The sequence below is a fragment of the Ohtaekwangia koreensis genome, assembly GCF_900167975.1.
GTDB classification, from domain to species: domain Bacteria; phylum Bacteroidota; class Bacteroidia; order Cytophagales; family Cyclobacteriaceae; genus Ohtaekwangia; species Ohtaekwangia koreensis.
This window is the reverse complement of the sequence record NZ_FUZU01000003.1, coordinates 191,607-204,625: the sequence shown is the minus strand read 5'-3', so window position 1 is coordinate 204,625 and position 13,019 is coordinate 191,607. Positions and strand designations below refer to the sequence as shown.

Here is a 13,019-nt window from a genome sequence, read left to right as displayed (position 1 = left end):
ACCCCTAAAAGGTACTCTTTGAAAATTATATCTCCGATTATTTTATTCCAGAATTTTGCAACACTATATATCCATTCACTCCCGCATAAAAGCACACTCCAATGCATTATCTGCGTAAATCTGTGAACTGCGGGCAAGAGTTCTCTACTGATAAGCCAACGAAACATTACCCTCCGAAGAAAGATTAACCACAATTCCGCCACCGTTCATTTTGCCATGAATAAACTTCTCATCCGATGTACCCGAGAAATTAGCAAGCGGAACATTTAAAGATTCACCTTTAATATCCAGGTCAAGACCAAGTTTATTTGGAATGGTAACATCTATATTCCCATCACTGGTGCGCACGATCAGCGACTTCTTTAAGCCCACTATACTTCCACGAATATTTCCATCCGAAGATGAAGCCTTCAGCGAACCACTAAGCTCGCGGAAAGAAATGTCGCCATCCGAAGTACTCACCGAAATATCACCATTCACTTTTGTCAGCGCTATATTTCCATCACTGGTTACAGACTGTGCATCACCCTGAATATTTTCCAATACTATATTTCCGTCACTGGTGCGCACATCTACTGTGCCTGTAATTTCACGTGCCTCGATATTTCCATCCGAAGTTTTTCCAACTACATTGCCCATCACGGCAGTGATGTTCAGGTTCCCGTCACTGGTTTTACACTGCTGGTTCGAAGTCAGGCCCGCAAGCGATATATTTCCATCCGAAGTATGAAGGTCACACGAAGTTTCTTTTGGCACCGAGATCACAAAGTCAACCCGCATGCGGTCTTTCGAATTAAAGCTAAATTCTTTAGGGTATTTTATAGCGATTTCCAGGCTGTTGCCGGTATGCACTACCGTAACCGTTAATTCTTTTTCAAGTTCTTTGCGATCAATCTTAAGCAACTTGTTATGCTTGCGCACTATATATAGCACCTCTGCAGTTTTACCGTTCCCGGCAACCACATCAATGTTGCCATCCGCTGATGATATTTTCAGTTGAGCCTGGCCTGCGAGATCATAATTCTCTTTGAAAGAATATTCCGGAGTTTGCGACCATACCGTGGAGACAGATAAAACGCAACACATTAAAAATAATGTTAATGTCTTCATATTGAAATTGATTTTGAGTTACTTAAATACTTACAACTACAGAATGGACGCCTCCCGGAGTAATAGGTTGCATGGAATTCCATTATCGGTCAGTATTTATTTGCTTTTTTATTTAGGACCGGATTTTTTTTAACGAGGGCGTGCCCCTTCGTACCTCAGGGTCGGGCTGTCGGCACTCGCTGTCCAACGCACAAGCCACATCGAGCTCATACAAATGCCTCCATCCCTCACGCAGCTTCACTATATTTCAACGCACACGGCATTGAAAAATGTTTTTTGTATATCTTCGCAGCCCCTTTCTCCGGATGTATTTTAAGTATATTAAGAATGACGAAGTTATTGTTTTGTACGCTTGCCATAATAGGTTTGCATGTTTCCCTTAGAGCACAGGATGCGGACAGTGTAAATACGGCTGCAGGGCCTCGGGGAGGTCTGAATAATTTAGCGCTTTTATATTATAAGATCGATTTTACTCCGGAACAACGCCAACGCCTCGAAGACGTCCCCCTCGAATTCATTTATAGCATTTCCGAGGAAGGCGTAGCCACACTCGAAGAAGTGAATGGTATAAACGACCCGGTTATTATCGATAGTATCAAAAACCAACAGCCACTACCCGATTTTTATCCACGCATCGTAAATGGCCAGGCGCAAAGCTCTATCTATTTTGTAAAGATCCAATTTCCGAAATATACCATGCAGCGGCAGCGGCTATCCCGCTATACGCATACGGAGAAGTTAACGGTAGATGACTTTGAGTATATACATAAATCAGGAAGACGTATGGATATACTTTTAGGTGCAGTTGTTAATAGTTTTGCAGGCAACGCCCAGGAATATCTAAAAACAGGCGGTGGTTTCAAAGTTGATTTAATGTATGTAGGTGAGAACGGAATTGGTGCCGGGTTGGTGATGAACCTGTACGGCAATTCACATAAAAAACCGTATCCGATAAACACAACCCGCGAACTTGATAAATCTTCGCCAACACTTCTATTGGGCGCTGGCATCAACAAGTCCCTGCACAAAAAGGAACGTAGCGAATGGCTGGCACAAGTCGAACTATGTTATGCGATGCAAAATATTTCCAGCAAAGTGAATAATAAGGATAAAGACTATATTATGGCAAAAGGATTCAGCCCCGGTATAGTATTACATTACTCATTACAAGTCGGGAAGGACAATCTTTATACTTACTATGGCAATCCTGCCATGGGTAGTCATTACTTGAATTTCCATGCTGCCATTCGTCCTGTCTTTTTTGATTTGAAGCCAGCTTCGGGAGTTATGCTTGAACTCGGTGTATCCTATCGGTTTAGCTGGATCACCCTGGACGATTATAAGTTCAAGATGTAACATTACGGTTTGCAATCACAGCATACTATTTCCTGTCTCATAATAATTTCTATGGAAGACAAAGTAAGAAATCAGCAGGTTAAAAAATCCCAGCCACGACCATTGATTGAACAACACCAGTATAAAATATCCGGTGAACAGGATCGTAATCCACCACAGGTAATCACGCAGCGTTATCCCGGGTCTATATAAAAGGCACCGGCATAAGACGAGTATACTTAAGGTGAACAGGAATAATCCTGCGGCAACAAAAGGAGGGAAGTACGTCAACAGTATTATGCCTTCCGGTAGTAATAGCAGACTATACAGGATTATAAAATTTATATATAGCCTGATCCGGCTATAGGCAAAGTTACGGGCAAAACTTAAAAAAGTATCTTCAAAAACCTGGCTTTGGTATACCAGCATTACGTGCGTCATACTGACTATCAGCATGATTATGGCCGCTGAACGCAGTCCGGTAACATCGTTAAAAAAGTACGACAGGCAAACGAGCATTAACAGCGATAATGTTTTGGTCACGCTATACATGATCTTCAGCCGGTCCGCAATATGGTAGAAGAATAAACTAAAGAATGGCTTCTTCCAGGATCCTGTAAATCGAAGCAAGAGCGTGTGACCTTTAACTTCCTTGGGTAACTCGTTGGTAAGACGAACGTAGATCCACGCACTTAGCAATGCCAATGCGATCAGATATATAACAGCAATAACCGGTACCCAATAATATTCAAAGATAAGCCCGACTGTAATGGTCATTAATGCGTACCCTATAGCAGGCAATAAGATGACGAGTTGTATAACGAACCAGCTTTGAAATTGCCTCGCTTTCGAAAATGCGGTAACACTGTAAAATAAAAATTGGTGACTCTCTGCGCGCAGCTGTCGTGCTATATATTGCCAGCTTTTAAACGTGTAGAATAACCAGATGAGGAAAACCAAAGCCATTACGAGTGGAGAGCTAAGCAACGTAAGAGTAAAGATCAGGTTTTCAAGAATACGGTCTTGTGGAGAAAGATGCGTTTGGTTTAATGGAATTATAAAAAAACAATAACAGATTACAGTGCCGAAAAGCAGTGTAAGAAAGCCTGCATGAACACGATAAAATCCATTGACAAAAATCTTTAGCAATATATTTGTGAGCGGAGAGCGGATCATCCGGCAAATGTTAACGTCTGATCTGCAATCAATATTTCTTTTAGAGTGATAGAAGTGTTTACACTCAGCTCCTGATGTGATGACAACAGAAAACTTGTTTTTCCATTGGCGTGCTTTTCAGTGATCCAGGTATACAATATAGCCAGCGAAGCAGTGTCCATGGTGATCAAGGGTTCATCCAGTAGAATCAAAGTGGGCTCACCTATGAATGCAAGCACCAGTGAAAGCTTCTTCAACATGCCGCTCGAATAGGTCACCAGCGGTTCGTTGATATAGTGCGCCATACTCATGCTCTCTATATAATGGGAAGTGGTGTTAAGGGGTGCGCCTTTGGCAGATGCAAACAAACGGATCATTTCCATTCCCGTTAAGAATCCCGGAAATATAGGTTCAGCTTCCGCAAAGTTTACAATCCTTCGAAAGGCAACCGGTTGTTCTTTGAGGTGAAGTGTATCATTCAAAAGTATATCACCCTCAATGGGAAGAAGGCCAGCGATCGTTTTTAGAAATGTACTCTTGCCAGATCCGTTCACGCCTTTGATCCAGTAAATACCGGGCTCCAGGGTTAGCCTGTCAATCTTTAAAACAAGACGGCCGCTATAGGACTTGCTGTACCTTTCAAACTGCAACATGCATAGATGTATATATACAGATTAGTCAGCACCGGAAAGGAATTGTTACAATACTAGGGAGATATATTTCATCCCGTTATTTAATGATGGGGAAGTTTGCCACTACTTCATTGCACTGCTTTTGAAACTGGTTTGGGGAGTAACCGGCAAACTCCTGAAAGGCTCTTATAAAATGCGATTGGTCTGCGTACCCGTTTTCAAAAGCAATGTCAGAGAGCTTTAAGTATTGATTGGTGCGCAGTTGATGCATAGATGCCTGGAAGCGGCAAATGCGGGAAAATAGTTTAGGCGTGATACCAACGCATTGTTTAAACCTGCGCTCAAAACTTCTTTCTGATAATTGTGTTTTTTCCTGTAGTGTCTTTAGGGCTATATTTCCTTTGGATGCAATGATTTCCGAAATGATATACTGCATCACTTTATCCGTGGACACTTTGTTCTTCTGAATCTGAACAAAAAAGTAAGAGGATAGTATTTCAATCTGGCGCTGCGTGGAAGGTGTGTTTAAAAGATTCTCCACCAGGTAAACGCCTTGCTCTTCAGCCATTGCATTTAGGTCAATACAACCATCGGTAAGTTCATCGGCATTGAAACCGAAGATCGATTTCAGCGCATTGGGATAGAACGAAGCGCCAATCGTTTTGAAAGCTCCCTTTGAATTGATCTCCCGCGGCTTTATAGTTTGCCCGTATAGAAATAGCGCAGGTAACGATCCTTTATCGGCATCGTAAAAAGCTCCGCTTTCGGATTCGCGGAATATAAATCCAGGGCAACCGTCAGCAACCGGCCCAAATGTTTTGGGTACAACATCATCACACGAACTCTCCAGCGTCCAGAAATGCTGAACGTAACCTTTGAGGTAGCCCGGGGGTTGTATTTGGTTGTACTTCATGTGCTGAACCTTGCCGTAGAAACGAATTCATGCGTGCAAGGTTCAGCAAAGTTGGCAGGTTTATTCCAAACATCCAATATACTGCATCAGTAGGATAAGCCCGGTGTCTTCCTATAGTATGTAGTGTCGTTTAATTGTTTCAACATAAAATCGGCGACATCTGCGCGCGAAATTTTAGCTGTGATCGTTTTATCATCGCCAGGAAAGCCATGCCGGTATATACCTGTGCGCGGACCATCTGTGAACGCTGCGGGCCGAACGATTGTCCAGTCCAATGTACTTTGCATAATGTATTGCTCTTGTAATTGATGATCGGCATACGCCTCGCGTAAAAGCATTCCGAACATAATGTATTTCCAGAAGAAGTTAAGATTGCCACGGCTGTCGCCAACCCCGAGTGATGTTTCGCATACAAAGCGTTTTATACCTGTAGTTTCCATCGCCTCGATAACATGCTTTGTACCAGCCGATCGTATCGTCCCTTTTCTGCCGGCACCCAATGCACACAAGACTGCCTCATGACCAGGCATCGCTTTTAGGAGTGAACCGGGATCCATCACATCGCCTTGTGCTGTAATCAAGTTCGGATGTTTGATGGTGAGCTTCTGCGGATTTCGCACAAAGGCCGTTACGGTATGCCGTGCTTCGAGTGCTTGTTCTACAAGCTGAAGACCAATACTTCCCGTTGATCCTACAATGAGTATCTTCATATAGTATAAATTATTTGAAGCGAAACTAGCACGGCACGCAAAGTATAAATAGAACAAAACCGGCAGGCCTATAACTGCGACTCCGGTCGGGCAGGAGCCAGGCACGCTATAATAACCAGTATAATGGAAAGGGTAGAGGCAATGGTGCGGATGGTGTTGAGAAAATTCCATTTGCCTTCAAAAGCTGCTCGCTGTAAACTCATTTCAGAAGCAGAAGCGGATGATAATGCAAAGGCATCGAGTGATTCATTTAAGGGAACATTACCGGCCATCGTTACACCCAGTACACCAATGATATAAACTACTGAAGCTGCAAGCAGAAACCAAAAACGGGATAGGGTAGCAGGTGAATAGTGTATATATGTGCTGAGCGGTAAAAGTATGGCGGTGCCCAGGAAGCATGATAGAAATACAGGATTCAGTATAGCCCTGTTCATAGACTGCATGGCTGTGATGTATACTATATCCGTCACGCGTGCAAGTCCAATGGTTACCGAGCATGACCACGCAAAGAAAAGCCCGGCAATGAGCGCAGTAGTGGTAGCAGTAATCACCAGGAGAATATTGGAGGGTGTAATCATAGGAATAATGGGTATGGATCTTTCACTGGAATAAGACATAAATGTAAATATGAAGTTATAAATATCTAGATCAGTTTGTCCGTAGGCCTTTTACAAATACAACAATAGCTTCGATTTCGCCAACGGAAAGTTTCTTTTTAAAGGATGGCATGAATCCCTTTCCATTTCGGATTTTTTGAATGATTTCAGAATCAGCAAGTATACTCTTGCTCAAATCCTTTGCTCCCAGAAACCCCTTCCTGCCATTGGCACCGTGGCAACGAACACAGTTTTGTTTATACAACGCCACACCTGTTGCATCCTGTGGTCTTGTAAAAGTATTGCCGTACAGGGTTGTATAAAAAGTCAGCGACAATAAAAAAGCGATACTCCCAGTCATAGTTTTTTTTAGCAAGACTATGGGCCCGGAGATTTTTAAAATAGAACAAAACCGGCAAGGAGAGTGGTTGTGTCTTTTGTATTGGCCGTTATTAAACCGGATCACAAAAAAACAGCCTGTAACGACAGGCTGTTTTTTTTAAGGACGCTATGTGACATTATAGCGATGTTCATGACGCTTCGCTACACGATAACCGATCACTTGCCCATAATTTTTTTTCGATGTGCCAGCCCCCAGTAATGTAGTTCATCCATAACCTTTTCAAGAGACTTGCCGTGTGCTGTAATCGAATATTCTACCGTGGGAGGAAAAGTATCATATACATTTCGGGTGATCAGTTTATTGCCTTCCAGGTTCTTTAATTCTTTGGATAGCGTTTTATCGGTAATCCCGGGGACTTCTTTTGATATTTGCTTAAAGCGTTTGTTGCCAGTCGATAGTGAAAACAATATGAGTAGTTTCCATCTGCCTTCCAGGGCTTCCAGAGCATCTCGGATAGAAAGAGCGTTTTTTGGACATCCTCCTTTTGATAGCATAGTGTTTTATATATAGTGTTGTGGTGCTGCGTTACTATCGCCTTGGATAGCGCTATCCAAAGTGGAAGCGCTATCCAACCGAAAGCAAGTATAGGTACTTTAGCGCCATAAATAAAATATATAAACATGACCGGTAAACAACAGTCTTCGCAAGCAGTCCACATTATACTTTGGACCGCGCAGGTATTATTAGCAGCATTGTTCATGATGGGTGTCATCATGAAATTTCAACCTATTGCTAAAATTTCGGTGATGATGCCATGGATGGGACAAGTTCCTGCGTGGTTTGTTCGGCTTCTCGGCATAGTGGATTTAGCAGCAGCGTTAGGGTTGATCTTGCCGTCACTCCTTCGTATTAAACCAAGGCTCACACCCTGGGCTGCTATAGGCAGTATTGTACTCATGCTATGCGCTTCAGTTTTTCATATTGCAAGAGGTGAGGCATCGGCCATCGGTTTAAATATAGCAGCTGCATGCATAGCGGCATTTATAGCATGGGGAAGATTCACCAAATCGCCCATCGAATCAAGATAATCCTGGTGCGTTGACGTATAGCGTATCACATAGGTTTTACAAAGAAGTCTGACTTGTATACACGAGTCAGGCCTTCTTTTTTATGTATAACTTTATGTGTAACTATAGTATACAAATCAAAGGCGCTAGATTAAGTTATTCTAATGAAGGCATTAGAGGATTCTAATACGATTTTAGAAACTAATTTAAAGTGGCAACGTGTTTAAGCAGAAGGTAATCCATAGACGATGAAGTTTAAGACCAGTATGCTCGAGTATTGTAAATTGATTCTTACAAAATTTAGCTTTAGTAGAAATTTGTTTTTAAAGGAGTACAAAAAGAGCATAAAGGTACTTTCAAAGAACGATACCAATGAGCTCAGGCATTGGGCGCGATCTACATTTGGGGTTGATGCAGCAAAGTCCGTTAAAGTTTGATTGTAAATAACTATCTTTTCAACGAGCATAGTAATATGCTTGCGGCCACATTTGAAAACTATACACGTTCTTCTTTGTTATAACCTGGATGAAAAATCTGACCTTTAATCTTACTTTATGAGTGATACAGCAATTTTGTGGATTAGTTTCAATGCCTTTGTCCTGGGAATGCTCGCGCTTGATCTCGGTATATTTCACCGGAAGAGTCACGAGGTGTCCGTAAAAGAAGCACTGGTTTGGACGGGGGTATGGATTGTGCTCGCATTGCTGTTCAATGTTTTTATATACTATTATTTTGATTCAGACCTCGCTCTGCAATTCCTTACTGGCTACCTGATCGAAAAGTCGCTGAGCATCGATAATATATTTGTGATCATTATGATCTTCTCGTATTTCCAGGTGCCTGCTGCTCATCAGCACAAAGTATTATTCCTGGGAATTCTTGGGGCTCTGGTGATGCGGGCAATTTTTATCTTTACCGGTATAGAATTGATCCATAAATTTCATTGGCTGATCTATATCTTTGGAGGCTTTTTGATTTTTACCGGGATACGCATGTTTTCTTCTGATTCCAAAATAGATCCTGAAAGAAATGTGTTTGTACGGCTGGTTAAAAAAGTTATCCCGATTACCAATAGCTTTCAGGGCGATAAATTCTTTGTGCGGAATAATGGCGCGCTTTGGGCTACACCGCTGTTCCTGGTGTTGATCGTTATTGAAGGCACTGACTTGATCTTTGCCGTGGATTCAATACCCGCTATACTGTCCATTTCAGAAGATCCATTCATCGTGTATACTTCCAACGTCTTTGCTATACTTGGCTTGCGATCACTGTATTTCGCCTTGGCGGGTATAGATAAGTATTTCAAACATTTAAAGTATGGTCTTGCCGTTATTCTCATATTTGTAGGTAGTAAAATGGCGCTTGCCGATATATTCAAAATTCCAGTATATATTTCGCTGCTCATTATAGCGTTTATCCTCGCGGTTTCTATTCTTGTATCAATCCTGGATACGCCCCGGAAAGGCAATCCTACATTGGCCGATGATGGTAACGCAACCGAGAAGTGATGGTTTCCTGAAACAACAAAAGTTATTATGAAGAGGTATTAAGCCTAAAGATTTTTCACTGCCTGGTTTAGAAATGTAAATAATACACTTTATATTGGCGCTTGTAATAATGCCTCCCAATATTTCATTGCGGGCGTTGTTGCTGCAATAAAAACATTAACGCCGCTATACAACCAGGTCGATGAAGCATTTTTTAGTTATACTTCTACTCCTCTGTAGTTTCGCCAAACTCCAGGGACAATCACAACATCCCTCTGCGAAACAAAAAGACTTTCATAGCTGGGCATCTACGCCACCGATGGGCTGGAACAGTTGGGATTGTTTCGGGCCGACTGTAACAGAGCCGGAGGTAAAAGCGAATGCAGACTACATGGCGCGGAATCTCAAGTCCTTTGGATGGGAGTATATTATTGTCGATATCCGTTGGTTCGTTTCCAATGATAAAGCGCACGGGTATAATGAGACCGACCCACAGTATAATATTGATGAGTATGGAAGATTTCTTCCCGCTGTAAACAGATTTCCTTCTGCTGCAGACGGAAAAGGATTCAAGCCATTAGCAGACTATTGCCACAGCAAAGGATTGAAGTTTGGTATACATATCATGCGTGGTATACCGGTTGTGGCGGTTAAGAATAACCTGCCAATCAAAGGTACACAGGTTACTGCCCGTGATATATATTCTCCCGAGGATCAATGCAAATGGCTGAAGGATATGTACACGATCATTCCCGGTAAGGAAGGTTCACAGGAATACTATAATTCTATTGTAGAGCTTTATGCTTCCTGGGGTGTTGACTTCATAAAGGTTGATGATCTTTCTTCGCCTATATATTTTGAAGGCGAGGTGGAGATGATTCGTAAAGCTATAGATCGTACGGGCCGGAAAATTATACTTAGTACATCTCCCGGGGAAACTCCGGTAGCGCATGCAAGCCATGTACAGCAGCATGCAAACATGTGGCGTACCGTTGGTGATTTCTGGGACAGCTGGGATCAGCTAAAAGAGCACTTCGAAGTTTTCGATCGTTGGAACGCATGGCGTAAAGAAGGAGCATGGCCTGACGGCGATATGCTTCCGCTTGGTAAACTTGGTGTTCGTGCAGAACGAGGTGATCCGCGCATGACAAACTTTACGCGTGATGAGCAATATACCTTGATGACGTTGTGGTCTATATTCAAGTCTCCGCTGATGTTTGGTGGCAACCTACCGGAGAATGATCCCTTCACCCTTTCTTTGCTAACCAATAAAAATGTTCTGAAAGTCCTGAAGGAAAGTACCAACAACAAGCCACTCTTTAATGAACCCGATAAAGCAGCCTGGATAGCCGATGACAAAGGTACCGGAGATAAATACCTTGCTGTATTTAACAAGGCAGATCAAGTGATGGCGGTGGAAGAAAGAGCTATATGGAAGAGTGAAATTATAAGCCGTGATACACCAGGCCAAGGTCAAGCGATAGACATTGATATAACCGGAGCAAGGAAGCTATACCTGGTTGTATTAAACGGAAAAGACAATAGCGATTGGGACCACGCTGATTGGATCAAACCAGTTTTATATAGTGATAAGAAAGAGCTTTCCCTTACAGATCTGACCTGGACCAGCGCGACTTCAGGTTGGGAAAAACCGAAGGTAAACAAGGCTGTTTCCGGAAGTGATCTTATCGTGAACAAAGTAAAATATACATCCGGAATTGGTGTTCATTCAAACTCCATAGTTGCGTATGATATTCCTGAAGGGTTCACACGCTTTAAGGCACTGGTAGGAATAGACAACGCTGCGGCTACACAAAATGCGGGTGCTACCGTTCAGTTTTTAGTCTTCACACAAGATCCTTCCGGGGATGCTCCTGGAGCTATCGCGAAGATACCGGTAGACTTAAAAACGTTGGGTATAAATTCATCCTGTACAATTACTGATTTGTGGTCCGGAAAGGTGCTTGGTAAATTTTCAAATGAATTTGCTCCTGAAATCAACCGGCATGGTGCAGGACTATATAGAATACATATAGGGAAATAGGCACTGGTAATATACCGGCAGACTACTATATATATCAGGGCTTAAATACGATCACTGTGTTCGGAGCAGGCCGTTCACTTTTTTTATTTGCCTGATCTGTATTCGGTAAAGGTATCCATGGCTCAGAACCTAGTTTCCCTATATCGGTATAACGCCCCCGAAGAATAAAGTTTTCAAATGCATAGGGCAGGCCTTCTGCTCCGAGTGGAGCGTTTTGGTTTGCTACATGAAAATGAAGATGTGGTCCGGTAGTTTGCCCTGTAAATCCAAGGGAAGCAATGACCTCACCCTTCTTTACCTTTTGCCCTGCTTTTACTTTGATGCTGCCTGGTTTGAGGTGTTCGTAAAACACAATGTGATTGTTACCAATGTCAAGGGATATATAGTTACCGGTTGCCTTTTCGGCTGGAAATTTTGGATGCGCTGATACGGTGAGGCTCTCCTGAAATGTACCCAGCGATGAGGCTACCACACCATCAGCGACTGCTAAAACATCGTTGCTATATCCATACCAGTTTCGGATACTATCGCTGTCACCTTTTACATAATGTCCTGTAGCATCCAGGCGGATGAAATCAATCGCAAAACGCCCGGGGATATAGTCCTTTCCGCCAACGGTATAAATAACCCTGCGATGTCCGCGTTCCCAGGAGGGTTCATATATAGCTACCCATGTACCGGATGCAACGGGAGCGCCTAATACCAAGGGAGGCGTTGATGCTACTTTCGTGATGGCGCTGCGCGCTGAGCCCGCTTCGGTTCCTGCATTCTTTAGAAGTTGATAATCGAGTTGATGTATTATTTGTATCGCGGGCGTTTGCTTGAATGCGAACTCAATGTATACTATAGCGGAAGATCCCGGGGCCAGGATCGACCGCTTGGATTGGTGGGATTGTTTCACGATGCTGTGCCGGCTCCGCAGTTCTTTTTCACTCCAGGAAATAAACTCTGAAGACCCGGAAGCATCGAGTACGGTAAGCTTTTGCAGCAACAACGAATCGGTAGAGCGATTTGTGATGTATAGCTCATAGTAGAGCGTAGGCTTACCGTCAATAATGACAAGTTCAGGTCCAAAGGGAATTTTAAAATCAGGGGTTGCAAGTTGTCGGTTTGAAGATTGTCCCATGCAAAAGGAAGAACACATGCAGATGGCTATCAGACTATAAAGCATTTTCATTGCTGTACTCTTTAGGTTGTATTCGGTTTTTGTCAGTCATGTTAATTCAGGTTTTTCTTATCCCGTAGTTAAGGTATGCTAATGCTAGAAAGTTACGCACATGCTTTCACTCCAAAGCAGCTTCCGAAATAAAAAATGTAGGTAGAAACCCTTACACATATCAGCAGAAATAACTGCATTTATATATTGCTAGGATTCGGATCAACGCAAAAATTATGGTGGACATGTTGTCCACTAAAATAGCTTTGAGGCTAAAACTGTTTTGTGTGGTTGTGAGAATGTGTTTTGTTAACCTTTTTGATACAAATCGGTACTATATTTTATATGAATTAGATGCAGTTTTAATGAGCGAAAACTATGCGCTATAGGCTAGTTAATCCTATAAAGTTTTAGTGTCGACTGGTATGGTATTGAACTATAGCGGTGACCTGATGAAATCATTACACG

At 42.6% G+C, this 13,019-nt stretch carries 13 protein-coding genes; 4 read left to right on the top strand and 9 right to left on the bottom strand.

Annotation, left to right across the window (positions count from 1 at the left end):
- Positions 1–144 precede the first annotated feature (144 nt).
- Positions 145–1,110 (bottom strand): DUF4097 family beta strand repeat-containing protein, encoded by a 966-nt coding sequence (locus tag B5Y40_RS20050; RefSeq protein WP_079688635.1) that lies wholly within the window; start codon positions 1,108–1,110, stop codon positions 145–147.
- Positions 1,111–1,437: 327 nt separating this feature from the next.
- On the opposite strand from B5Y40_RS20050, the gene B5Y40_RS20045 reads away from it, so the two are divergent.
- Entirely contained in the window at positions 1,438–2,466 is a 1,029-nt protein-coding gene (locus tag B5Y40_RS20045) for a hypothetical protein (protein WP_079688634.1), read from the top strand.
- Between the two features lie 15 nt (positions 2,467–2,481).
- Here the strand turns inward: B5Y40_RS20045 and B5Y40_RS20040 are convergent, their stop codons facing one another.
- The 7 genes from B5Y40_RS20040 to B5Y40_RS20010 form a co-directional block, all read right to left on the bottom strand.
- Positions 2,482–3,621, bottom strand: coding sequence for a hypothetical protein (locus B5Y40_RS20040; protein WP_079688633.1), 1,140 nt, complete (start codon positions 3,619–3,621; stop codon positions 2,482–2,484).
- The gene (locus tag B5Y40_RS20035; protein ID WP_079688632.1) at positions 3,618–4,253 is read right to left on the bottom strand and encodes an ABC transporter ATP-binding protein; all 636 of its coding nucleotides are present in this window, start codon (positions 4,251–4,253) and stop codon (positions 3,618–3,620) included. The genes B5Y40_RS20040 and B5Y40_RS20035 overlap by 4 nt, the downstream gene beginning before the upstream one ends.
- Before the next feature lie 76 nt (positions 4,254–4,329).
- Positions 4,330–5,145: a helix-turn-helix domain-containing protein gene (locus B5Y40_RS20030; RefSeq protein WP_079688631.1), complete on the bottom strand. Its 816-nt coding sequence runs from the start codon at positions 5,143–5,145 to the stop codon at positions 4,330–4,332.
- 86 nt (positions 5,146–5,231) lie between these two features.
- Positions 5,232–5,855 (bottom strand): NAD(P)-dependent oxidoreductase, encoded by a 624-nt coding sequence (locus B5Y40_RS20025; RefSeq protein WP_079688630.1) that lies wholly within the window; start codon positions 5,853–5,855, stop codon positions 5,232–5,234.
- Between the two features lie 68 nt (positions 5,856–5,923).
- Positions 5,924–6,436, bottom strand: a complete 513-nt coding sequence (locus B5Y40_RS20020; protein ID WP_079689274.1) for an anthrone oxygenase family protein — start codon at positions 6,434–6,436, stop codon at positions 5,924–5,926.
- Between the two features lie 70 nt (positions 6,437–6,506).
- A complete protein-coding gene (locus B5Y40_RS20015; RefSeq protein ID WP_079688629.1) occupies positions 6,507–6,815 on the bottom strand; it encodes a c-type cytochrome in 309 nt (102 codons plus the stop codon).
- Between the two features lie 197 nt (positions 6,816–7,012).
- On the bottom strand, positions 7,013–7,351 hold the full coding sequence (locus tag B5Y40_RS20010) for a winged helix-turn-helix transcriptional regulator (RefSeq protein ID WP_079688628.1): 339 nt from the start codon (positions 7,349–7,351) through the stop codon (positions 7,013–7,015).
- Positions 7,352–7,477: 126 nt separating this feature from the next.
- Here B5Y40_RS20010 and B5Y40_RS20005 point away from each other — a divergent pair, with 126 nt between their 5' ends.
- From B5Y40_RS20005 to B5Y40_RS19990, 3 genes are all read left to right on the top strand, one after another.
- A complete protein-coding gene (locus B5Y40_RS20005) occupies positions 7,478–7,885 on the top strand; it encodes a DoxX family protein (RefSeq protein WP_079688627.1) in 408 nt (135 codons plus the stop codon).
- Between the two features lie 533 nt (positions 7,886–8,418).
- Positions 8,419–9,372, top strand: a complete 954-nt coding sequence (locus tag B5Y40_RS19995; protein ID WP_079688625.1) for a TerC family protein — start codon at positions 8,419–8,421, stop codon at positions 9,370–9,372.
- 181 nt (positions 9,373–9,553) lie between these two features.
- A complete protein-coding gene (locus B5Y40_RS19990; RefSeq protein WP_079688624.1) occupies positions 9,554–11,395 on the top strand; it encodes an NPCBM/NEW2 domain-containing protein in 1,842 nt (613 codons plus the stop codon).
- 34 nt (positions 11,396–11,429) lie between these two features.
- Here the strand turns inward: B5Y40_RS19990 and B5Y40_RS19985 are convergent, their stop codons facing one another.
- Entirely contained in the window at positions 11,430–12,572 is a 1,143-nt protein-coding gene (locus B5Y40_RS19985) for a M23 family metallopeptidase (RefSeq protein ID WP_079688623.1), read from the bottom strand.
- Positions 12,573–13,019: the final 447 nt, after the last annotated feature.

Excerpts from the sequence above, each read along its gene's own strand:
- B5Y40_RS20050 (WP_079688635.1), bottom strand. The coding sequence starts at position 1,110 with ATGAAGACATTAACATTATTTTTAATGTGTTGCGTTTTATCTGTCTCC.
- B5Y40_RS20045 (WP_079688634.1), top strand. The coding sequence starts at position 1,438 with ATGACGAAGTTATTGTTTTGTACGCTTGCCATAATAGGTTTGCATGTT.
- B5Y40_RS20040 (WP_079688633.1), bottom strand. The coding sequence starts at position 3,621 with ATGATCCGCTCTCCGCTCACAAATATATTGCTAAAGATTTTTGTCAAT.
- B5Y40_RS20035 (WP_079688632.1), bottom strand. The coding sequence starts at position 4,253 with ATGTTGCAGTTTGAAAGGTACAGCAAGTCCTATAGCGGCCGTCTTGTT.
- B5Y40_RS20030 (WP_079688631.1), bottom strand. The coding sequence starts at position 5,145 with ATGAAGTACAACCAAATACAACCCCCGGGCTACCTCAAAGGTTACGTT.
- B5Y40_RS20025 (WP_079688630.1), bottom strand. The coding sequence starts at position 5,855 with ATGAAGATACTCATTGTAGGATCAACGGGAAGTATTGGTCTTCAGCTT.
- B5Y40_RS20020 (WP_079689274.1), bottom strand. The coding sequence starts at position 6,436 with ATGATTACACCCTCCAATATTCTCCTGGTGATTACTGCTACCACTACT.
- B5Y40_RS20015 (WP_079688629.1), bottom strand. The coding sequence starts at position 6,815 with ATGACTGGGAGTATCGCTTTTTTATTGTCGCTGACTTTTTATACAACC.
- B5Y40_RS20010 (WP_079688628.1), bottom strand. The coding sequence starts at position 7,351 with ATGCTATCAAAAGGAGGATGTCCAAAAAACGCTCTTTCTATCCGAGAT.
- B5Y40_RS20005 (WP_079688627.1), top strand. The coding sequence starts at position 7,478 with ATGACCGGTAAACAACAGTCTTCGCAAGCAGTCCACATTATACTTTGG.
- B5Y40_RS19995 (WP_079688625.1), top strand. The coding sequence starts at position 8,419 with ATGAGTGATACAGCAATTTTGTGGATTAGTTTCAATGCCTTTGTCCTG.
- B5Y40_RS19990 (WP_079688624.1), top strand. The coding sequence starts at position 9,554 with ATGAAGCATTTTTTAGTTATACTTCTACTCCTCTGTAGTTTCGCCAAA.
- B5Y40_RS19985 (WP_079688623.1), bottom strand. The coding sequence starts at position 12,572 with ATGAAAATGCTTTATAGTCTGATAGCCATCTGCATGTGTTCTTCCTTT.